This is a genomic window from Noviherbaspirillum malthae (assembly GCF_015352985.1).
In the GTDB taxonomy this organism is placed as follows: Bacteria; Pseudomonadota; Gammaproteobacteria; order Burkholderiales; family Burkholderiaceae_D; genus Noviherbaspirillum; species Noviherbaspirillum malthae.
This window is the reverse complement of sequence record NZ_JACYXF010000049.1, coordinates 21,523-41,823: the sequence shown is the minus strand read 5'-3', so window position 1 is coordinate 41,823 and position 20,301 is coordinate 21,523. Positions and strand designations below refer to the sequence as shown.

Annotated in this window: 18 protein-coding genes; 12 read left to right on the top strand and 6 right to left on the bottom strand. The window is 53.8% G+C overall.

The window, feature by feature from the left end; translation table 11 throughout:
• Nucleotides 1-52 precede the first annotated feature (52 nt).
• The 3 genes from IGW03_RS28470 to IGW03_RS28460 are packed head-to-tail and all read left to right on the top strand — an operon-like array spanning nt 53 to nt 2,959.
• A complete protein-coding gene (locus IGW03_RS28470) occupies nt 53-772 on the top strand; it encodes a VirB8 family type IV secretion system protein (protein WP_194725905.1) in 720 nt (239 codons plus the stop codon).
• Nucleotides 769-1,581: a TrbG/VirB9 family P-type conjugative transfer protein gene (locus IGW03_RS28465; RefSeq protein WP_194725904.1), complete on the top strand. Its 813-nt coding sequence runs from the start codon at nt 769-771 to the stop codon at nt 1,579-1,581. Before IGW03_RS28470 ends, IGW03_RS28465 begins: the two co-directional genes overlap by 4 nt.
• A gap of 1 nt (nt 1,582) precedes the next feature.
• Nucleotides 1,583-2,959: a TraB/TrbI/VirB10 family type IV secretion system protein gene (locus IGW03_RS28460; RefSeq protein WP_194725903.1), complete on the top strand. Its 1,377-nt coding sequence runs from the start codon at nt 1,583-1,585 to the stop codon at nt 2,957-2,959.
• A gap of 133 nt (nt 2,960-3,092) precedes the next feature.
• On the opposite strand, the gene IGW03_RS28455 is transcribed toward IGW03_RS28460, so the two are convergent.
• On the bottom strand, nt 3,093-3,536 hold the full coding sequence (locus IGW03_RS28455; RefSeq protein WP_194725914.1) for a lytic transglycosylase domain-containing protein: 444 nt from the start codon (nt 3,534-3,536) through the stop codon (nt 3,093-3,095).
• Between the two features lie 138 nt (nt 3,537-3,674).
• Here IGW03_RS28455 and IGW03_RS28450 point away from each other — a divergent pair, with 138 nt between their 5' ends.
• The 8 genes from IGW03_RS28450 to IGW03_RS28415 all read left to right on the top strand — a co-directional run bounded on the left by IGW03_RS28450 (nt 3,675) and on the right by IGW03_RS28415 (nt 13,061).
• Nucleotides 3,675-4,340 carry a TcpQ domain-containing protein gene (locus IGW03_RS28450; protein WP_194725902.1) on the top strand — a complete coding sequence of 222 codons (666 nt, stop codon included), beginning with the start codon at nt 3,675-3,677 and terminating at the stop codon, nt 4,338-4,340.
• Nucleotides 4,340-5,974, top strand: a complete 1,635-nt coding sequence (locus tag IGW03_RS28445; protein WP_194725901.1) for a hypothetical protein — start codon at nt 4,340-4,342, stop codon at nt 5,972-5,974. The genes IGW03_RS28450 and IGW03_RS28445 overlap by 1 nt, the downstream gene beginning before the upstream one ends.
• 18 nt (nt 5,975-5,992) lie before the next feature.
• Entirely contained in the window at nt 5,993-7,708 is a 1,716-nt protein-coding gene (locus IGW03_RS28440) for a hypothetical protein (protein WP_194725900.1), read from the top strand.
• Nucleotides 7,709-7,731: 23 nt separating this feature from the next.
• A complete protein-coding gene (locus IGW03_RS28435; protein WP_194725899.1) occupies nt 7,732-8,265 on the top strand; it encodes a hypothetical protein in 534 nt (177 codons plus the stop codon).
• Between the two features lie 29 nt (nt 8,266-8,294).
• Nucleotides 8,295-10,106: an ATPase, T2SS/T4P/T4SS family gene (locus IGW03_RS28430; protein ID WP_194725898.1), complete on the top strand. Its 1,812-nt coding sequence runs from the start codon at nt 8,295-8,297 to the stop codon at nt 10,104-10,106.
• Entirely contained in the window at nt 10,103-11,206 is a 1,104-nt protein-coding gene (locus IGW03_RS28425) for a type II secretion system F family protein (RefSeq protein WP_194725897.1), read from the top strand. Before IGW03_RS28430 ends, IGW03_RS28425 begins: the two co-directional genes overlap by 4 nt.
• Nucleotides 11,207-11,229: 23 nt before the next feature.
• Nucleotides 11,230-11,787 (top strand): PilW family protein, encoded by a 558-nt coding sequence (locus IGW03_RS28420; protein WP_194725913.1) that lies wholly within the window; start codon nt 11,230-11,232, stop codon nt 11,785-11,787.
• 101 nt (nt 11,788-11,888) lie between these two features.
• The gene (locus IGW03_RS28415) at nt 11,889-13,061 is read left to right on the top strand and encodes a type II secretion system protein (RefSeq protein ID WP_194725896.1); all 1,173 of its coding nucleotides are present in this window, start codon (nt 11,889-11,891) and stop codon (nt 13,059-13,061) included.
• A gap of 87 nt (nt 13,062-13,148) precedes the next feature.
• Here the strand turns inward: IGW03_RS28415 and IGW03_RS28410 are convergent, their stop codons facing one another.
• The 4 genes from IGW03_RS28410 to IGW03_RS28395 are packed head-to-tail and all read right to left on the bottom strand — an operon-like array spanning nt 13,149 to nt 15,793.
• Entirely contained in the window at nt 13,149-13,592 is a 444-nt protein-coding gene (locus IGW03_RS28410) for a hypothetical protein (RefSeq protein ID WP_194725895.1), read from the bottom strand.
• 16 nt (nt 13,593-13,608) lie between these two features.
• A complete protein-coding gene (locus IGW03_RS28405) occupies nt 13,609-14,187 on the bottom strand; it encodes a hypothetical protein (protein ID WP_194725894.1) in 579 nt (192 codons plus the stop codon).
• Nucleotides 14,188-14,235: 48 nt separating this feature from the next.
• Nucleotides 14,236-14,772, bottom strand: a complete 537-nt coding sequence (locus IGW03_RS28400) for a hypothetical protein (RefSeq protein WP_194725893.1) — start codon at nt 14,770-14,772, stop codon at nt 14,236-14,238.
• Nucleotides 14,765-15,793, bottom strand: coding sequence for a ParM/StbA family protein (locus tag IGW03_RS28395; protein ID WP_194725892.1), 1,029 nt, complete (start codon nt 15,791-15,793; stop codon nt 14,765-14,767). Before IGW03_RS28395 ends, IGW03_RS28400 begins: the two co-directional genes overlap by 8 nt.
• 1,088 nt (nt 15,794-16,881) lie before the next feature.
• Between IGW03_RS28395 and IGW03_RS28390 the strand changes: the two genes are divergently transcribed.
• The gene (locus IGW03_RS28390; protein WP_194725891.1) at nt 16,882-18,141 is read left to right on the top strand and encodes an integrase domain-containing protein; all 1,260 of its coding nucleotides are present in this window, start codon (nt 16,882-16,884) and stop codon (nt 18,139-18,141) included.
• 65 nt (nt 18,142-18,206) lie between these two features.
• Here IGW03_RS28390 and IGW03_RS28385 read toward each other — a convergent pair whose 3' ends face one another.
• Entirely contained in the window at nt 18,207-20,273 is a 2,067-nt protein-coding gene (locus IGW03_RS28385) for a TonB-dependent receptor plug domain-containing protein (RefSeq protein WP_323745038.1), read from the bottom strand.
• Nucleotides 20,274-20,301: the final 28 nt, after the last annotated feature.

Below are 20,301 nucleotides of genomic sequence, written 5' to 3'. Positions count from 1 at the left end.
CGTCGGCGGTTTCACCGAAACATCGCCGGCCATTCTAGAGAAAATGGGCGGTATGAAATCTTCCACGCGCCCTACTTCACATCGCACAGCCCCCTCAAGGCAAAGCGCCCCTCCTGACTTCGCACCTGGTGATCTCTCCACCGATACCGCGCGGCGTTATTTTGATCGGGGAACACAGCCATCGATAGACCGTAATCGCTCCTTTTTGCTATCCGTCATCTTGGCCGTTGGCCTTGCAGGTTGTGTCTGGATCATTGCTGGGCTGTTACCGCTAAAGACCATTGAGACATTTCAGGTCAATAAGGTAGAGGGCGGACGCTTAGTAGCTGATGGTGAACCAGTTGGAAAATGGAGTCCGGATAGCGACTCAATCGCCTATTTTCTTAACCAGTGGGCGAAGAATGTCTTCGATATCAATACCTCGACCCTTGACTCCACAACCGCGGAATCCGGGCAGATGGTAGTCAATGCAGCCGTAGCCCAATTGGCAGATCTGCGTAATCGCGACAATCCCTATGCCCTGCTCCGGAAATGCGCAGGGCTCATCCGCACCTACGAATACAAGACTGTCAACTTCGTCAAAGACGATGTAGCTCTCTTGAGGTTCAAAACGACAACGCGGTGTCCAAACGCGGCGCCTAAGACCGAAGCCTATGCGATGACGGTTACCTTTGTCCGGATAAAGCCAAGCACTAGAGAGCAGGTCATGCGTAACCCAGCCGGTCTGTATATCTCCAATTTCAATCTCACTGAGGAAACGCTTTCCAAATGAAACTTCGAGCTTTAGTCCTTGCGAGTGTGATTCTTTGCGCATCAACCGCATACGCTGCCCCAAAGGCTACTGCACGCGTCGATCCTGCAGCAGCGCCTATCCCGGCGCCGACCGATAACCGTATCCAGCGCTTCACCTACAGTCCAGAGGTCATCTACCGAATCCTCACTGGTACGGCAAAGCACACTCACATTGAACTGGGTGAAGACGAGGGCCTGAAGGAAGAACCAGTAGTCGGCGACTCCCTGCAGTGGCGTGTTTCGGGTGGTCCGCGAAATATCTACGTCAAGCCCGTAAGAGACAACATCGAGACCACACTTACCATTGTCACAAATAAGCGGAGCTATCAATTCCAGATCGTCTCCGGCACAAAGGACTCTGGTGTCTATCAGAAGGTCAGCTTCGACTACCCAGACAGGGAAGCACAGGTCCGGCTACGGAAAGAGGCTGAAGCCGTCGTCGTCGCTGAGGAAAACACACGTCTAAACAGTCAGATCCTTGCATCCAACGTCGACCCTACTACGTTCAACTTCGCCTACGACATCCAGGGCGAAGCGTCATTCAAGCCACTTACAGTCTACAGCGACGACCGCTTTACCTACTTACGCATGCCTCCTACCCAAGTGGCCCCAGCCGTATTCCTGCTTGACGAGAAAAACAATCCCTCCTTGGTGAACTATCGGCCCCGCGGCGATTTCATCGTGGTCGAGCGTGTCGCTTCTGGCTTGCTGCTGAAGCTTGGTCACGAGGAGGTCCGTATCACGAAACGCGATTCAGCCCGGACAAGTTGGTGGAACGGAAGTAAGTAATATGTCAATCAAAGACCCCTTCAACAAACTGCCTCCCCTCTCTGAAGACGAGCTTGGAACAGGCGAGAATGATTCACGTCAGAATCTAAATCCGACTGACGCAAGCGGCTTTGAAAAGGATAAAGCCCCGCGAAAGATGATGAAAAATCTTTCATCGCTGGCAGTGCCGGTCTTGGCGATCGGAGTAGGTGCATGGCTGTTCCTCTCCGACGACAAGCCCGCCAGCCGCCGGATCGAGGAGCCTAAAGCAGCCGAAGTCGACCCTACCCAGCAAGTCAATAACACGAATAACCTCCTGAACAAGCTCAAGGCCGATGCGGCAACGGAGCCAGCACCCGCCAAAGATGCTAGCGGCACTATCGCAACCGTACAAGGTAACAAGCCCTTACCTTCGCCCGCCTTCCCGACGTCGGAGAGTTCGGCGCAGGTGTATGACCCCGATGCCGCCGATAAAGCAAAGAGACTAGCTGAGGCTACCAAGCGGCGCGAAGAGATTCTGGCATCGCCCCTCGAGGCACAAGGAGGCAATTTCAAGCTGGTGGGAGGAAATGACAAGTCACAAGGCTTGGCGGCCAACCCCAATGCGCGCTTGAATGATCTGCAAACCGAGCTATTGGAAATGAATAAACGCCGGGAAGAAGCTTTGAATAACTCAAGTCCAGAAAAGCTCCTGGAGGCTGTTGGAAAGTATTCCAGCTCCCAGCAGACCGATTCAACTCGTAAGCCGACCAACTCCGATTTCTTAGCTGCACAGGCGGATTCCAGCGCTAAAAATACCGTTCTGCGTCAACAGGCGCCGGCGGCCTCCATTGTGTTAAACCAGGGCACTATCATTCGAGCCGTACTTCTCAGTGGCGTAAATAGCCACCTACCCGGTAAGGTCACTGCTCAGGTCACTGCAGATGTCTACGACAGCATCCACCAAAAGCATGTTCTCATCCCCAGACATAGCAAACTTGTCGGGACCGTGAATAGCGATGTTGGCATCGGTCAGGACAGATTACTGATTGCTATGAATCGCCTAATCCTGCCCGACGGGACATGGATTTCGCTAGCCGGCACCTCGGCCACCGATATGATCGGGCAAGGTGGCGTCGCCGCCGATGTGAATAATCATTTCTTCAAAATGTTCGGCTCAAGCCTGATCGTAGGGGCAGCGTCCTTACTTCTTCCAAAAGAGGACCGTCAGATTTCAACTGCTTCTACCGCAACTGGCACTCAAACTGGTGGGTCCATCATCGGCATGGCGTTGAATGACACGATCAAAACACTGATGGAGCGAAATCGTTACATTGCACCTACGCTGACGATTGCACCAGGTGAGGAATTCCTGTTTCTTGCCGCTCATGACATGGCGATGGTGCCATACCGACGCTGAATGTTCTCTTATTATGCAAAAGCCACATGTAACATCGGGTTTTTCAAGAGAGCGTTTCCTTTATATTCAATGACTTACGCTCATTATGTGTTGGGCACGCTGGCCGCGCGCCCAACCGATCGCCGACGCCCGATTACGGCTTGATGTATCCCGCTCTAGTCCATGCTTCAATCGTTCTTTTGATTCGCCTGGCGTACGAATCGCGCTTCTCGGGCGTTTCACTATGGTATGCCCCTACGGCAGTCCAAGTATTCCCATGCCTTTTGACCTTCTTCTGAAGAAGCCAACCAGCGACATAGACTGAAGTACAGGCATCGAAGAGATCGTTTCGGCCGATCCCATACCGCCGAAGCTCCTCAAAGTGGACGCTATTGGTCTGGGTCACACCAACATCTTCACTTCCGTTACTGTTCCGCCCAACAGCATTGGGCTTGAAGCTCGACTCTTCCGCGGCGATTGCGCGCAAGATCCATGGATTGACACGGTGATACGCTGCCGCAGCGTCGTAGCAGTCAGCCCATGCACTGCTCGATGTAGCCGCAATGTAGGCGCCAATGAGAAATGTGAGAGTTTTCATAACCTGAATTGTCGGGCGCATCTCCCTCTCTCCTTAAGTGAATCGCGTTGATTTAACGGTGACTTTCACTCTCGAATCCCGACATGACGCGGACAGAATAGGGGCACTGAACGTTTGACTTCCTATTAAAGCGCGCAAATGAAATCGAACCTCCTCCTGGCTGCTCTAATGCTCACATGCGTGGCACTACCGTCCCAAGCCAATCCCAACCGTGGAACCTTCGTTCTCGAGTCCGAATCGCCGCAACAGATCGACGTCTATAACGACGGTCGCAACACCTACATCAAAGCTGCCCCGGGTTTGGTGATCAATGGCGCGACCTCCGACGGCGATCGCTATATCGTGAAAGGCACGCCAAGGGAAATTCAAGGCTTTATCGGTGGTCGGCCCGTGACCATCACGCAAGAGTCGGCGCGGCTGAAAACGGCCGCCGCACGGCAAACTTCCTCCGCCGACATCGCTAGACGCATCGAACAATTGGAGCAGCGTGAAAACGCTCTCGTCGCAAAGACCGCCCGTGGGGGTGCAACCACAAATGCCGATGCCAGCTGCCCCTTCGTCATCCGCCAAGAGGACGGGAAGCTGAGCGACATTCTGGAACGGTGGGCGAAACGCGCTGGTTACCAAATGTCCTGGGAGATCAAAGGCGAGGAGCCAGTGATCTCGATGAATGCCTCCTATTGCGACAAGCCGTTTCTGGAAGCGTTGGAGGAGGTGTTGGCTTCCTATGAAGAGGTCAGCCCGATGCAGGCGGTCGTATGGCGCCGAAACAACGCAATTCAGATTCTGACAGGGTCCCGATAATGAAACACAAGATGATTTCCGTTCGCTTGACCGCTGCCTTCACTGCGACATCGCTCCTCGCTGCCTGTGGCGCGTCTCAAGAGGCGCGGACTGCTGCAACGGCTATGGCCAACCGTATGGCAGCAATGGAGTCAACGCTGCCTAAGGCCACCGACTCAGCGAACAAGCGCCACATCGTATTCAAGGATGGCGCCTACCTCGGCAACAAGATGGTGGCCGTTTCGGCAGAGAAACTGCTTCCACCAGTTTTTTCGAATCCACTGAAGACGCCGGTTAAATTCGTCTCGGACGAGGGATCCGTCAATCTGCCGAAACTGGCCGAAATCATTACCAAGTACACCGGAATTCCGGTCGACATAAACCAGAACATCTACGTAAAGTCGGCATCGGTGCCGGCTGCAGGCAAAGGCTCCTCCGCGAGCCGAGGGTCTGATGCGGTGGCGAACAATGCCTTTGAGAGCGAACGGAATATTTCACTCGACTACAAGGGCTCTCTCGCAAGTTACCTGGACATGGTAGTCGCAAAACTGGGCGTCAGCTGGGAATACGATGCCGGCCGAATCCACTTCTTCCGTTATAAGAGCAAGTCCTTCGAGGTAAAAGGGATGCTGGACCATTTCGAGACCGAGTCCAGTATGTCAAGCGCCGGCGAAATGTCTAGCCAAAACGGCCAGAATGGTTCCAACGCAGGTGTCGCTACCCGGTCCAAGAGTAAGCGGGACGTCGACTATTTCAAGGAGCTCACTGCACAGGTATCGGCAAAGCTGAGCAACGGCGGTAGCGTTACCCCGAACACTGCAAGCAATACCTTGGTCGTAACTGACACGCCTCAGGTGCTCCGCGAAATCGGGATATTCGTTGAAGATATGAACCGCCGCGCCTCAAGGGTGGCCTATTTCAATGTGGCTCTCTATCGCGTGTCAGATAACTGGAATGACCAAGCTGGCATCAATTGGCAAGCCCTGCTATCCGGCTCGAAATACCGTCTGATTAGTTCCGCCGGTACAAATCTGGTCACGGAACCGGGTGGCATTGGGATCTTCCGGCTCGCGCCTACCGCCAGCGTTCCCACAACCTCGCTCCCCGGTGTCATCGGCGACGGCCTCTCGGGTGGGCAAGGCTCCAACATGCTGCTTCAGGCGATGCGACAGCTCTCTGGCGTGACCGAAGAATGGCACGACAACGGATATACGATCAACAACCGTCCTCTGCCCTTCTCGACCAGCACCACAAAAGAGTATGTCGCTGAAACGGGTACAACGATCACTAACGCTGCCGCCGTAACTACCATCAAGCAGAAGGAATACAGCTATGGCGTCAATATCCAGTTGACTCCCCATATCTATGACAACAACTCGATGATGCTGGACATTGTGGTCGACGTTACTGACGGTGTCCCCCTCGATGTCACCCTCGTCAATGGCACTGTGGTCCGGTCGAAGACTGTACCGCAACGCGCAACCCGGCAGACATTGGTCGTGCGGCCCGGCGAGCAGATCGTGCTCGCCAAGCTGGGACGTAACCAGAATGCTGGAAGAGAGGCGCTCGGCCTGACTGGATACTCAACTAACGCCGATCGCCAGAAGGAGAACATGCTCCTGGTCATCACCCCCGTATTGTGGCGTGCATCCTAACGCGGATCTGGATTTGACATGAGATTTGAAGTAGTCCATCAGCACGCCGTTGCACTTGGTGTAGATTGGTACGGACTTCCGGAAGCAGAGTCAGAGAAGAAGAAATACCTGACTACCCTGAAGAAGTCGTCCCGCGCCACGCACACCCTGATCCTCAATCTCGAAGATCGACTCTACTACGGCGTCACATCGGTAAAAGGCCAGCGCAAGGTCCCGAAAAAGTTTGCATCGGCATTGGCGTGGTTTGCGATGACACGCCCGCTAGGTCAGGGACTCGAGGCGATCGTATGGGTACAAGGCGATATCGCACGTGCAAGCGACATCTCCGCGATGCGCGCTTGGGTCGGAGGCGTCGTCGATGGAGCACCGATGGATCGTTGTGACCGGATGGTTCGGCTGACCGATGTTTCCGCAACGCTGATGGAGATGTACGGAGACCGCCATTCGGAAGTAAAGGTCTACGTCTGTGGTTTCCCGGAGCATAGCTTTGGCATTTTTGGGGAATATCACCAGAACTTTGCGTCGCTCTCGGAAACCCATATAGAGGACTTGTTCCCGCCCGAGTGCCCGCCCGACGCGCTAATGAAGCCCACAGGCCTGTCGCCGACTGCGGTAAAAGCGGTAGTCGCTTCCTTCACTGTCTTGGTTGCCGGAACGGCCGGCGCTGGATACATGCATTACCTCGAGGTCCAGGAGCAGGAACGCCTCGCGGAGGAGGCTCGCCTCAGGGCTCTGGCCGCGGCGCAGCCAAAGCCGGAAGATGTATATGCGCAAGCGTTCGCAACCTATTTCACCACCGGATTCAAGCGAATCGCCGCCGCGGACGCCGCGCGCACTGCCTTCACGGCATTCCGTAAAGTCCGGATGGCGGACAAAGGATGGGAGTTTTCCGAGTTTATCTGCGCAACCCGCACCTTGCCAGGCTCAACCGGCGCACCGAACACCATCGCAGATCCACTATGCCAAATAGAATATCGGCGTAAGCCTGAATCGGCTCCGTTACCCATATCCGCTGACGATTATCTTGCGATCGACAAGCAAGTGGAGATGGTGCGTGCTCGTAAGGTGTTCGACGCAACGCTCATTACGCTGGACCCCAAGACGAAGCCGGCTGATCTACTTGCCCGGCTCGCTCCTGTTATCGCGATCGATGGCTTGTTGAAGCCTCTACGTCAGGCGAAGGATCACGGCGTCAAGGTGTACTTTCAGGCTCCGAACAAACTGCCACCGGAATCCAATAAATTGCCGCCCGCGCCAAACAATGGAACCAACTTCGAAGTCCGAACTGGTGCGTGGTCAATGACGGGGCCAATGGAGCTGTATGAAATGTTATACACGCTGCCACCAACCGCCTTCATCCATTCAATCAGGGTATACGAGGACAAGCGAACTCTCCAGTTCAAGGCCGAAGGTTACTACTACGTAGCGGACCTTATTCCGAAGAAAAGCACGCCCCTGCCTGCACCCGCGCCCATGGTTCAACAGGCCGCAACGCCAGTCGCTCCGCCGGCCACACCCGCGCAAGGCACCCCGGCCGGCACCGCCATGCCTGCTAATAACGACGGCATTGCAATCGCCGCCAAGCCAGTCCGCTCCGAATCGGCTCCGGAGTTGAAAGGTAACGCTCAAGTCGTTCCAACTACAGCCGGCCCTGGCTCAACACCACCTGGCTTACCAGCATCGGAAGCTGCGCAGGCACCGCGTCTGACGACACCATTCAACACCGCCAAATAACGCTCACCGAAGGGACCCAGATTATGATCAAGAAAGCATTCCTATTCGGCCTTCTTGCGACCTGCTCCGTTGTCGCCCAAGCGGTAACAATGGAAGAATTACACGAATTGCAGAAGGCACGCTATGCCGACTCACTCAAGGCGGCGAACGATAAGGACAAAAACGGCCGCCCGCTCACACCAAATGAGCAAGGCACCGCCCCAATCGTAGCTGCAAGTTATGGAGCTCCGGCCGACCCGAAGGAAATGCGGCTAACGGGCCTTTATGGCGTAGGCACCGATATTGAAGCCACGATCGCTTATCGGGGCGCAACCGTGCCCTTGAAGCTGGGGATGGACATTGATGGGTGGGTTCTCACAGATATTGGGGAACGCACGGTCAAGCTGACTAAGACCGCACAGCGACGCAAGGAAAAGAAGGCACGTTCAAGGACAGTGACGTTGCGCATAGCGAACGTTATCCGAGAATTCCCGCCGGCGGCTCCCCAGTACGCCCCCTCGCCTCTGCCGATGCCGTTGCCCGCCGCTGCAGCTGCTCCGCGCCGCCCGTTGCCCTAAACCACCTCTAACTGGTTCGCATCACGCACATGCTTGGCTTATTAAACAAAACTTCTCAGCCGAAGAATGACCATCGCCGCCCTTCTTCCGAAGGATCGAACCGGTCTTCCTCCCAGAATCCTCTACAAGAAGTGGCTTTGGAGACTAGGCCTAATGATGAACGTCCAAAACACTCCGCGCGCTGGACGGACCACGAGGTCACCAACGAAGAGCATCTCCAAATCACCTGGGGCGCCGCCAAGGTGGTCAATATCGACCGGGAGATGGACACGGTGTACGGCAAGGAGGCCAAGAACTACGCGTTGATTCAAGCTAACTCGTCGACGCTCGTTCTCATAGTCGTACGCAGCGCCCTCGAAAATGCACTTGCACTTCAGGTATTGCAGAATGTTGTAGAACGGAAAAGTTCGGGCCGGCTCGAAAGATACCTGGTCTCCAATACGGTCTTTACAACCGTGTTGGACCGACTCAATAAAAAGACATCCCTCCATACGGGCACTTCCACTTTAGTTGACAGCGAGACACTTCGGGAATTCAAGGAAGTGGTCAAACGCGCTGTACAGATGGATGCTTCGGATATTCACTTCCGCGGTGACCAGAAGCAGCCGCGTATCGATTTTCGTATCCTTGGCGCCGTGCACAACAGCGGATTGTCATATTCTTATGACCGACTGGAAAAGCTATCAAGGGCCGCATATAGTACGCAAGCAGAAAAAGGGTCGAACAAAGGCTCGGTGCTCACCTTTGAAACACAACAGCGGGCGGCGTTTCCGCTGGAGTTGGAAATTGACGGCCGAACGCAGCTCTTCAAGTTACGCTTTGAGCTGACCCCATGCCAGAGCGGATTCCATGCCGTGATGCGTATCCTGTGGATGTCGGGCGATAAAGCCAAGAAGGGCGAGTCGCTCGAATCGGACCTGCTGGCGCGCGGTTACATGCCGGACCAGGCACGCAGCATGAGCTTGGTTAGCTACAAAAATGGCGGGAGTATCATCCTTGCTGGCCAAACCGGATCAGGGAAAACGCAAACGCTCTACAACATCATGCGTCAGATTACGACGCGCGAAAAGATCGCGATTGCCGTCGAAGATCCTGTTGAGGGCGATCTGGATGGCGTGACACAGATTCAAGTCGCCACCCGGGAAGGCCAGACAGTCGATGATGCCGTGACCGATATCATCAAGTCTATTCTTCGCCTCGACCCGGACATTGCATTGATCTCTGAGCTACGAGGCAAAGAATCGGCAGCCGGCTTCCAGCAGCTCCTGCAGTCCGGCCATAAGACACTGACTACCGTCCACGCTGATTCGCCCATCGGGATCTACGAGCGACTCGCCTCGGACCAATTCATGCTGGACCGTGGCTTTCTCTCGACACCGGACAATCTCTCCATCTGCGTTTTTCAAAACCTGATTCAACGGGTTTGTCCGCACTGCGCATTGCGGCATGACGAAGCGGGCATCGATGCCGCCTATATGCACACATTACAGCGGGCCACTGGATCGGATGATCTTTCCATGGTGCGTTTTCGCAACCGCAAAGGATGCCCCGAGTGCAAGAAGGTCAGCCACTTACCGGGTATCGCCGGCCGTGAAGTAGCGGCCTCGGTACTAATACCGGATGATGAGATTCTTCTCCTTCTGCGTGACAAGAAGGTGTTGGAGGCGATTCGTGAGTTCCGCAGCAGGAAAAGCGCACTCTACGATCAGACAACGACGGGTAAGAGTGCAATGGAGGTCGCGACCTACAAGGTATTGACTGGCACCGTCGATCCAAGGGAAGTTGAATCGGTGTTCGAGTCCTTCGAACTCTACGCGATGAAAAATCGGAGAGCAGCTTGAGCAATACGCAAACAAATCAATTCCTGTTCGGGCTCAGGGTACTCGCCTTCCGAAAAGGGGTAGATAACTTCTTTGGTGAGCTCCTTCAACAGATGGAGCTCAGCATCCCGCTTACGAAGTTCATGGTCTCTCGTCAAGCCGCCGCCGAGGCACAGGGTTCATTCGTCGCTCCAGTGATCGGCGAACTTGGCGTGCGTATGGCCGAGGGCCAGGCCTTCAGCGAGAGCGGCGACGGCATACTTTCGGATCTCAACGTACTGATGATCCATACTGGAGAGAAGGTCAACAACGTCATTGAAGGGGTACGCACCGCACGATTCCTGAACCAATCGATGGCCAAGATCAGAGAAATGATCATGACGGCGCTATGGTTCCCCTGCGTGATGCTATCAATCTCGGTCGCGGTCGTTTTCTTCTTTGGTCTTACGATCATTCCGGAATTTGTTGGTCTGATGCCCTTGAAAAGCCTCGGTGTTAGCTACCAGATTGTTCATCCATTCGTGCAATGGAGCCTGAAATATGCTCTGTTTATCGTCCCAGCGCTGATTCTCGGAGCCGCCTACATCGTTTGGAGCCTGTTCAATCTAACCGGTCGCGTCCGTGCGGTTTTGGATGTTTTCGTTCCCCCTTACAACATCTACCGTCTGAAAAAAGCTGGCGAACTCCTCATCATTTTTTCGGGAATGATTCGAAATGGGGTGCAACTTGATGAAGTAATCGCCACCGTCATCGACCGCGAGAACGCATACATTAGATGGCACCTCGAGATTATGCGATCGCGTATCGCGGATGGATATCCCCTCGTAGGTGGTATCGATCCGGATGGTCAGATGGTGGTCGGTGCGCTGGACACCGGTCTGTTGCCTGGGCCGGTCATCGAGCAACTCATGAGCTTCAACAATTCAGGAAAGCTGGAAGAGGCAATGCGTCGCATCGGCTTCGAGAACGTTGACGACATGCTCAAGATCGTCAAGAGCAATGTAGTAATGATCGCCGGCTGCATCAAGTTCGCGGCATGGACGGTAATCGGCTACATCGCTTACGACACCCTAACGCTGTCTGCAAAACTCAGTCAGTACACCCAAACCAATAGTTTTTAATTCCAACCGTAAGGAGAATAGTCATGAAACAACTGCAGAATTTGAAGACACTGAAGGCTCAAAAAGGTGTGACACTGATCGAACTGATGGTGTACATGGTCATCGCCGCGCTGGTTCTGGCAAGCGTCGTGGGCATCATCACTTTAGTACGTGGTGATAACAAGATCGACACCGAAGGCAAGCGCCTGCAATTTGGTATGGAAAAGGTTATGAACTTCCTTGCCACGTCGCCGGACACCTCCGCCGTTGACAACGCCTTGGCAATTCGCATCGGTGCAATCCCTCCGGATGCAATTCAAGGTACCAATGTGATCACCACGAAATTTGGCGGCAACGCGACCTATGCTGCTGCATCGTTGAACAATCCGAATGATGCAGTGGCGGTGACCAACGACCGACTTGATGAAAAAACCTGCCTCAATTTCACAAAGGCGCAAGGATCTTCTTTCCAGCGCGTCAGCGTGAATGGGACAGTTGTGAAGGCGCCGACTGATACAACGGTACAGGAAGGCGCTCTCGTAGGAGCATGCAATAACAATGCAGCAGGTAATACGATCATTTTTGAGCGCCAAAAAGCATAACGCCGGCCATGTAGGTCTCGCGTAGAGCCGCTATTCAGGGCTTACGTTGCACAGCAACGTAAGCCCTTATGTTTTATACCGTCGACTAACTGGAGAGTTTGATGCGATTGCACCCACCACCATCAACGAAGCCGCAATCTGGCGTGACCTTAATAGAATTGATCGGCGTTACAGCCATTACTGCGGTCGCGATCTCGGGTACGCTCTACATTCGAGCGCAGTCTCAATTTGACCGAAACCTTGATGCGGCTGGCCATGCCATTCGCAACGTTGGCATTGCTGTCGAAAACTACACCGCTAAGTACGCCTACGAAATTCGCGAGGGCTCGCTCCCGGTGCCTGGCGTGGCCGACCCGTCTCGCCCAACGCTGCTGGAGCTCGTCAACATCGGCATGCTCCCTTCCGGCTTCGATCCGACGCATATCCCCGGCGGCCAGATGTCCACGGTTATTGAGCGCGTCCCGGCCGGTTGCGTGGTCGAGAAGTGTGACCTTGACTGGCTCACTCACACAACAAAGCCAATTACCCGTCCTGGGCTCTCCGCGGCCGATGAAGCCGGTGCCGGTCGTATTGTGAAAATGGTCGGCGCAATGTCTGGCTACTCGCCGGCGGCCAATCCTAGCGTCTTTAATGGCTACAACGGAAGCTGGTCGACGCCGGTAATGAACCCAACCGGTCAGGCTGGAATCGTTGCTATCCGGGGTGGGTACGGTTCCAGCGTAATGTCGAAGTTTCTTCGTATCGATGGCGGCAACGAGATGACGGGCGACATCAAGGCAGGTGGACACAATATCGTCAACGTGAACCACGGCGAATTCGGTGGGGATGTGAAGGTTGATAAAACGGTAGTCGTTGGCGGTACAGTGACGCCAGGCGCCGATAGTGGCGGTGACCCAGTTGCGGGAAATCCCTGCACCGCAGCTGCTGGCACAATCGACAAGGATGCATTCGGCAATCTGCTGGTTTGCAAAGGCGGTAAGTGGACCAACAACTCCGACAATCCTGGATTCTCGGCCGCAGAAATGGGATGTAAGAAATATATATACGGACCTTCCAATTCGATCGTGCAGATCTACGCCACGGACGCTGGCGATATCAACGGCTTGATGGCAGCTAACGCCTACGGAAAGGATGTGAACCTCGGTACTGAGGGTGTCTTCAGTTACACAGCGACCGGAGATGGAAGTAAGTACGGCTACATTCAGGTATTCAACAACGGAAGGGCCGTTACCGGCCTTGGCACGAGCTGCCTAGCTGATCCAAACGGCGGTTAGTGAAATGTAAAAAGCCCTGCATTCGCAGGGCTTTATTTCAACGATAGGTGCGGTCCGTTACGCTGGGCAGTCTACATCATATAGCTCTCACGCACCCTTTTTGAGCGCGCCGAGCAGCTGTCTCATCGCGGTTGCAATACCCTCACCAACCCCTCCCTTCCGTACTGCACCAACGATTTCCCAGTAATCTCGGGCAAGTTCAAGGCGCCACAAAGTGATATTGCCGTGCCGCCGGTGAAATTGATACATCGCATCCTGTAGTGTCGAACGAGGGAATATCGTATTGTGCAGTCGTTGATTCAAGTTCCACCAGAAGGCACGGAGGTCGCCGCGACCTGCGAGGGTGGCCTTCACGGAACGTGGATCGTTCCCCGATACATCGGCCCCCCAGACGTTCCGTGCGTTGATGCCGGCGATATACGCCGGTTTCGGCGCCTTGCCGGCAGCAACTGACCTGAGGAAGCGCAGTCTGTTGAAAGTTGCCCAATCCTGGCCTATGAAATTTGTATTGTCGTTGTCGCTGCGCTTCATGTGACTGCTCCTTAGATTACCACTCTCCCGGATCACCATTGTCTTGCTCGCCTCGCTCACGAGCATCTGCAGCCAAGGCCGGATAGTGGTCGATGATATGTGCAAGCATCCTGCCTCGGAGCAGTTTCCTTGCATGCCTTATGCCGGGATGCCACATAAACGGATCTAAGTGCCACTCCAGCGACTTTATCGTATCAAGCAAAATGTCTAGCGCAACCTGGGTATCTGAGGTAATCCGTGAAGCGGAAATGGCATTACGCCTTGTTGAGGCCTCGGAAAGCAAGTCATCGATTGATAGCGTAAGTTCAGGTAGCACAATGTCGTTGGCGATCGCAGTCAGTTGTGCAAACTTGACTTCCGTCCCCTGCTCTAGACGTCGCGAATAGCTTATTGATCTGGCTTTTTCACTTCCAAACACATCGCTTTGTTCCACCTCTTCAACACGCCTACAGAGGTATAAGGCCTTTGGATGGCTTCCGGGTTTGTAGGGATTGGGCACCGTCTTATCTGGCTTCACAAGGAAAAGGCCAATCAGTCTCTTAGTCCAACCGCGCGCCAGTAGTTCCTTGGTAGAAAGGTAATCGTCGTGTCCCATCCCTATTGCACCTCTATCTTAGGTCAGTTGAACCAATTCCCACGGCCTTTACAAGGAGATGTCGAAGAGGTTACCAGTAGCACCCACGAGGTCCCAGTCTTCATTGGCGAAAGTGCCGTCCGATTTACCTTCACCAACTACCGACTCCGAAGAGGGGTTCTCTGGCTCCACCCGTTCTTCGGATCTTTGGGATTCACTATTACCAACGCCTAATGGCGCGCTGAGCGCCGAGGCCGATGGTAAGGTCTCCAGCGTAGGCGTCCTACGAGTTTCAGACTGTGCGGGCATTACGGTAGAGGAGTGCCGCGTTTTGGTCCCTATGATAGGTGCCACTGTTGTGATGCGGCCTCTCTTCTTGCCGTTGAGGCTCTTTAGAAACGCCGCCACGGTTGAATCCAAAGTACCCTCGTTTTTCTGCTTACTATACCAGTCGAAGAGAATAGCGCGAATCAAAGGTCCTTCGGCTCCATGCGGCAGTGAGCTGAGATGGCTCAGAAACCCAGGACAGTCTTCAGCCTTGATGATGATATGGATTCGCCGGCTCTTCTCCTCGTCATCGCCGATGTCTTCACCCCCGTTAGCCATTTGCCTCAACCATCAGTTTTTGTGCACGTGTGGCCCTAAGTATGGCACTCGTTCCAAATTTGATATAACCCTCTGCTACGGCCATTCTGGGGTTTTCAAGGAGCACTGCGTTGTGCAGAGAACCTTGTAGGTGAGGAAATATCAGTGACGCTCCACCACCGCCGATTAGGAATCCATCGAGATCTTCCCGTACCGCAGAAAATGTATTTATTGCCATTGTCAGAATCCGTTCAGCAACATACCCGGCCGCTTCGTTGACCTCGGCGGATACCGAGACGTCTTCGCCCCGCAGACTCACAGTGCCAGTGACTAGCGATGTTGCACACTTGAGTGGGGTCTGGTTGTTATAACCTTTGTTGGTGAGGATCTGCATCAACCGATCAGATGCTACTGACATACCTTCGCAAGACCTGAAGCTATTATCGATCGGAGCGCCTTCCCGGATGAGTACGAAGTCGGTCGTGAAGTGGCCAATCTCAATGATGCCCCATGAACGTTTACTACCATTTTTCCTGAATAGGCGATCCCGGTGCGGCACTCCACGATCATCGAGAAGGTAGGAAAAGTACGCGCCCATAGGTTGGCTTATTGCCCGCACAGTGCCATTGATGGTTTGTGCCGTAACTTCCTGATGCTTGGCGCGATGCGCTTGGAATAGCTTTGCCGGGGTACCCACGATTACCAACGGATTCGTCAACCCCGGCACGCCCATGTGAACAAGCTTCTTTATAGCCGCAAGACATAGGGCACGATATTCTTTTGTGGTGTGCCAATTATCGTCAAGGCCGGTCATCATGCTGGTTCCCGAAACGATCCGGGCCGTTTCACCACAAAAATACTTTCTTCCGAACACTTCGACTGTTTCAATCTCGGCTTTCTCAGCCTGAGCGTCGTCAGAGATCGACTCCCATGGAGCGACGATTGACGGGATAACCGTCTCAGTCTTAATCCCATTGGCATATGCGATTGCCTTCATGGCGCTGCGTCCAGCGTCGAGTGCAACAATTGTTTGCTCTTCCATATAACTGATTCCCTTAAAAGCTGCTCAATGATTGATTTCACTTCGAGCCATAAATAACGAATGACACATTGACACATTGACACATTGACACATTGACACATCGACACATCTAAGCGACAGTAAGGGATCAAAACGGCGCTTCTCTCCTGAATGCGGTTGTTTTAAGGCCCACTTTTCAGTTTCTATAAAAACATCGTCCAGGCATTGATAGTGTCTCTAAATTTGCTCTATACTCCCCCTTGCCGCCTTGCGGTCTGGTGTTCATCAATAGCAGTACCCCACTACAAGCACGTTCAATCTTCGGTATGGCTGCCAAGCCATTCCCGAGATTACCCAACGCCGATGTTCGGCATATCTCTGAGCTAGGGCCTACGCCCGATAACTGCAAATAACTGGTGACCAGTCGGTCTACGGTTACCTTCAATGCGCGCTTTTCCTATGCTTCGGTCTCTTGAGACGAGGAACAGCGATTTTTTTTATAAGAACGTTGTGCGACACATCTCAATACAGAGTACCGCGCGACTCCTGTGTTCATGCGAATCACAGGCCAAAAATACTACCGATCCGGAGTACATATCATCACCTGTACCCCCCAATTACTCCTACATATCGACCCAAACGGGTCTCCAGATCATTCGTTCGAGAGAGTGAATATCGCAACAACCTACGACCATTAGAGAGGACCGCTCTTGCGGGATGTGGAGCACTCCGGGCATTGGGACCCGGCGGCACACATACGACTCTTCGCAGGGAAGTCTGCGTGTTTTCCAGATTAGAGGGTGTTTGCGTCACCCATACCAGTCCCTGGTGGATTGGATACGCAACGGGAGAAACTCCGTAAACGTTCAGCGCCCAGCTTTCATTAGTTGGGCAACCGTTGGTCGTGAGGCCGCGGCGCGCTGTTGTAATGAGCATGAAGGAGATACAGCGCGAAAACGGGATACTTAAGATGGGACCTTCACCCCGCTCGTGGTTGTTGCAAATGTGAGATGCCAATTAAGTAGCTCTCCTCCCGCCTCCTTGCCTTTCTAAAAGCAGTGGCAGGAAGTCGAGAGGAGAGCTGCTATGAGCAAACGTTAGGAGAAAAGATGTTTACGTGGGAAGCCGAGCTAGCGGAAGTGATGAAGACAATGACCAGGATGAACGGCCGGGTGGCGTCATTCAGGACGCAAGACGCGACTAAGGAGTCAGTTCGTACGCTGTTCAATACCCTGCACAACGATCTCAATATGATGGTGCAGAAACTTTCTACGGTTGGTGACAGACACCTCGAGCGCGTGTTCGTATATTGGTACGAGAATCGAAGTCTGAAGCCGAAAACGCTGCAGAACCACGCGTCTCGACTTCGGGTTGTGTTTACAGCAATCGGTAAGCCTCATCTGGTTAGACCATGGCGCGACTATCTTCCCCATGTTGACCCAGATCTGCTTGCCATCTCCTTCGCCGCTACTCAAAGTAAAGGCCCCACGGCCAATGGTGTAGACGTTGCAGAGATCATAAGGAAGGCCGACGAAGTGAATAAGAACTTTGGCTTAATGCTTCGTCTTGAACTCGCGTTCGGGCTCCGTCGGCGGGAAGTGCTATTTTGCAAACCATGGTCTGCCGACCGAGGCCAGTATTTTAGAGTGTATGACGGCGAGGGAGGAAAAGGCGGCAGGGGACGTGATATCCCAATCGAGACTGACTATCCCCGCAAGATCATCGATTATGTGAAATCGCAGACCGGCAAGACTAAACGTTTGGGTTGGGAGTTCGACGGCAATGGCGGACCAACGAATCTGGAAAAGAACCTCGACCGCTATGACTATTATGCACGCCGAATTGGCCTAACAAAAAGGGAGTCGGGAATTACCCCTCATGGTTTGAGGGCTCAGTTCGCTGAAAATGAAGCTCTGCGACTCGCATTTGTACCTGCAACTCTGGGCGGGACAACGTCCGGACTCTCGGATGAGGAGCTTAAGCTTAGGCAGGGGTGGGTCTCTCAATCAATGGGACATTTGCGAATAGTGATCACCGCTGCTTACTGGGGGATTCTAAATTGCAAGCCAAGTGCTGATGAACAAAAGCGATTCGAAACCGTAATCAGGGAAGGCATCCGTGCACTTGAAAGACTTGGACAAACGCAAAGGGCGCCGGAGACGTATCGTGCTCATGCCGATGTCTTACGATCTGTAATCGAAGACCAGGACGGCATTGAGGTGACCGTTTCGCAAGCCTACCATCTCTGGAGGACACACAGTGCCCGTTTTGGGGAGGAGTGGGTTGAGTTTGAAACTGGCGTACGTCAGGCGCTTGAGGCCGCTGCCCTTCACCTCATTAGACAAGTTCAGTCGCAAAACGATCTGTGATCACCTTGGGAGCACCGCTCGCGGCAGCGTTCAGTGAGATGAGATACGTAATTCTTTTGATCCAGCTACATTTGTAGAGCTGCTTGTATATAAAGCGCACGCGGAGCCATCGGCAAGTCATTCGGAATAGTTCCGGCTGGGCTCGGTTCCCGTGCGTCAGCGTTGAACAGGTTCCTGACCGATGCCGCAAACTCCCACTTTCCGATTGGCCTTGCTGTCCGCAGGGTCAAGTCGAATGTCTTATAGTCCGCGACCGGCGGGCGGGGGTCGCCGGCGGCACGTGCTCGATCTGAGACCCATGTAATTTGGGGATTGAGCTGCCAGCCATGTGCGACCGCCCATGACGCACGAAGATACGCCTGATTCCGTGGCGCGAATCCTGGATTCCGTCCGCTCGTCTCATCAATTGATCGTTGGTACGAATAGTTACCGGTCAATTGCAAGTGCCGTGAAATCTGCCACTCCGCTTCAAGCTCCAGACCATGTCCATGCTGGCGACCCATGTTGTTGAACGTCGTTCCCATCGCTGGAGCCAAGTTCCGAACAGGACGAATGATGTCCTTCATTTCATACTTGAACAGGCTCAGCTTTGTGGTCAAGGCTTCATGCGCCTGCCATGTCACCGCTGCTTCGATGGTGTCGATCCGTTCCGGCTTCAGTGCTGGATTTCCACGTTGCACAGGATTGTTGATGCTATACAGTTCGGAGAACGAAGGCGCCCGAAATGCCCGGCCGTAGATCAATTTCGCTGTAACGTTCAGAGCGGCGTCCCATACCAATGCTGCCCGTGGATTCGTGGTGCCGCCAAAATCCGAGAAACGATCATAGCGGGTACCGAAGGTAAACTCCCAGTCACGCGCAAAGCGCCATTGGTCTTGAGCATAGACGTAAGTAACCTTACGGCTTTGAGGGAGCATGAACGGTTGGATTTCGGAATAGTCAGCTATTGGTCCGGTTGGGACTGGCGTACCCGCCGCATCAAATACGTAATTCTTGATAGTGCGCGTTTCATAGAGATCGAGATCGTCGTGCCCTACTCCGACTCTGACGGTATGGGAATTGAACCCTGAATAAGTCACGAAGCTTGAAACCCGGAATTGCCGTTCACTGGTATCGGGATGGCCAATCATTCCGTCTGCGAAAACACCGGTCGGAAAGATAGTGCCAGGCGGATGTAACCTCAAGTCGACCGGGATTCGCTGCTTGTATTGCATGATGCTTACCGTTGCTCCGGCTCCCCAGTCCGTAGACAGTTTATGATTGGTCCACGACAGATCAGTATTTATGCGCTCACTTTGCTCCTTACCAATGGGATCGAGGGCTGCCGAAATGCCGGCACCGGTGCCAAGGTCGTCGCGCAGCTTGTAACCAAAGCGAAGGCGCCAATGCTCATAGCTCAAGTCGAGGTTAGCATCAACCGAGTCATATCCTACGTTGACCGGACCTGGGGCTAGGCTGGCGCGTGTTCCGGCCATTCGATCTCGCAAAGTCTGGGCGTCTTCCTCGATTACCCGCTTATGTCCATCGGTTGTTCCAATGTTCAGATAAGCGGCTATGTCGAGAGCGCCGGCTTTTCCTCCATGTTGAATCCATGCATTGCGGGTAGAGAAGGAGCCTGCTCGTACGCCTACTTTCGTTCCATTGACCTCATTGGCCGTCTTTGTGATGATATTGATAACACCCGCCAATGCATCAGCGCCGTATAGCGCCGAACCTGGTCCCCGAATGATTTCGATCCGAGCGATATTCTCTAACGGCAGGCCGCCCCAGATCGTTCCCTTATTACCCTGGAAGAGAGTCGTCATTGGGATGCCGTTTTGAAGCATCAAGACTTGTGGGTTCTGGCCCGTAGAGATACCGCGTATCTGGTAGAGTGAACTGTAGGTGTTCGGTGCTCGGCTCACATGCACACCCGCGACGGTCTGAAGCACTTCATCCAGATCAATCGCGCCGCTTCGTGCAATTTCGTCGGCTGTTACGACAACGACAACAGAAGGCGCGCGTCGAAGCAAGGTTGGGGACCCAGTTGCAATGGTACTAAGATTACGCTCGCCATAGACGAGGTACAGATCTTCATCTTCAATTGGGTGATCCGCGAACGCCACGGCCGGAGCACACAAAAGAATATGCACTAGTCCCGCTACTGATCTCCGCCCTTTT

What these genes read in the sequence shown, in the direction of transcription:
- IGW03_RS28405 (WP_194725894.1), bottom strand. Translation starts at nt 14,187, where the DNA reads ATGGGACACGACGATTACCTTTCTACCAAGGAACTACTGGCGCGCGGT.
- IGW03_RS28410 (WP_194725895.1), bottom strand. Translation starts at nt 13,592, where the DNA reads ATGAAGCGCAGCGACAACGACAATACAAATTTCATAGGCCAGGATTGG.
- IGW03_RS28465 (WP_194725904.1), top strand. Translation starts at nt 769, where the DNA reads ATGAAACTTCGAGCTTTAGTCCTTGCGAGTGTGATTCTTTGCGCATCA.
- IGW03_RS28420 (WP_194725913.1), top strand. Translation starts at nt 11,230, where the DNA reads ATGAAACAACTGCAGAATTTGAAGACACTGAAGGCTCAAAAAGGTGTG.
- IGW03_RS28445 (WP_194725901.1), top strand. Translation starts at nt 4,340, where the DNA reads ATGAAACACAAGATGATTTCCGTTCGCTTGACCGCTGCCTTCACTGCG.
- IGW03_RS28390 (WP_194725891.1), top strand. Translation starts at nt 16,882, where the DNA reads ATGTTTACGTGGGAAGCCGAGCTAGCGGAAGTGATGAAGACAATGACC.
- IGW03_RS28455 (WP_194725914.1), bottom strand. Translation starts at nt 3,536, where the DNA reads ATGAAAACTCTCACATTTCTCATTGGCGCCTACATTGCGGCTACATCG.
- IGW03_RS28400 (WP_194725893.1), bottom strand. Translation starts at nt 14,772, where the DNA reads ATGGCTAACGGGGGTGAAGACATCGGCGATGACGAGGAGAAGAGCCGG.
- IGW03_RS28460 (WP_194725903.1), top strand. Translation starts at nt 1,583, where the DNA reads ATGTCAATCAAAGACCCCTTCAACAAACTGCCTCCCCTCTCTGAAGAC.
- IGW03_RS28415 (WP_194725896.1), top strand. Translation starts at nt 11,889, where the DNA reads ATGCGATTGCACCCACCACCATCAACGAAGCCGCAATCTGGCGTGACC.
- IGW03_RS28450 (WP_194725902.1), top strand. Translation starts at nt 3,675, where the DNA reads ATGAAATCGAACCTCCTCCTGGCTGCTCTAATGCTCACATGCGTGGCA.
- IGW03_RS28435 (WP_194725899.1), top strand. Translation starts at nt 7,732, where the DNA reads ATGATCAAGAAAGCATTCCTATTCGGCCTTCTTGCGACCTGCTCCGTT.
- IGW03_RS28430 (WP_194725898.1), top strand. Translation starts at nt 8,295, where the DNA reads ATGCTTGGCTTATTAAACAAAACTTCTCAGCCGAAGAATGACCATCGC.
- IGW03_RS28470 (WP_194725905.1), top strand. Translation starts at nt 53, where the DNA reads ATGAAATCTTCCACGCGCCCTACTTCACATCGCACAGCCCCCTCAAGG.
- IGW03_RS28440 (WP_194725900.1), top strand. Translation starts at nt 5,993, where the DNA reads ATGAGATTTGAAGTAGTCCATCAGCACGCCGTTGCACTTGGTGTAGAT.
- IGW03_RS28395 (WP_194725892.1), bottom strand. Translation starts at nt 15,793, where the DNA reads ATGGAAGAGCAAACAATTGTTGCACTCGACGCTGGACGCAGCGCCATG.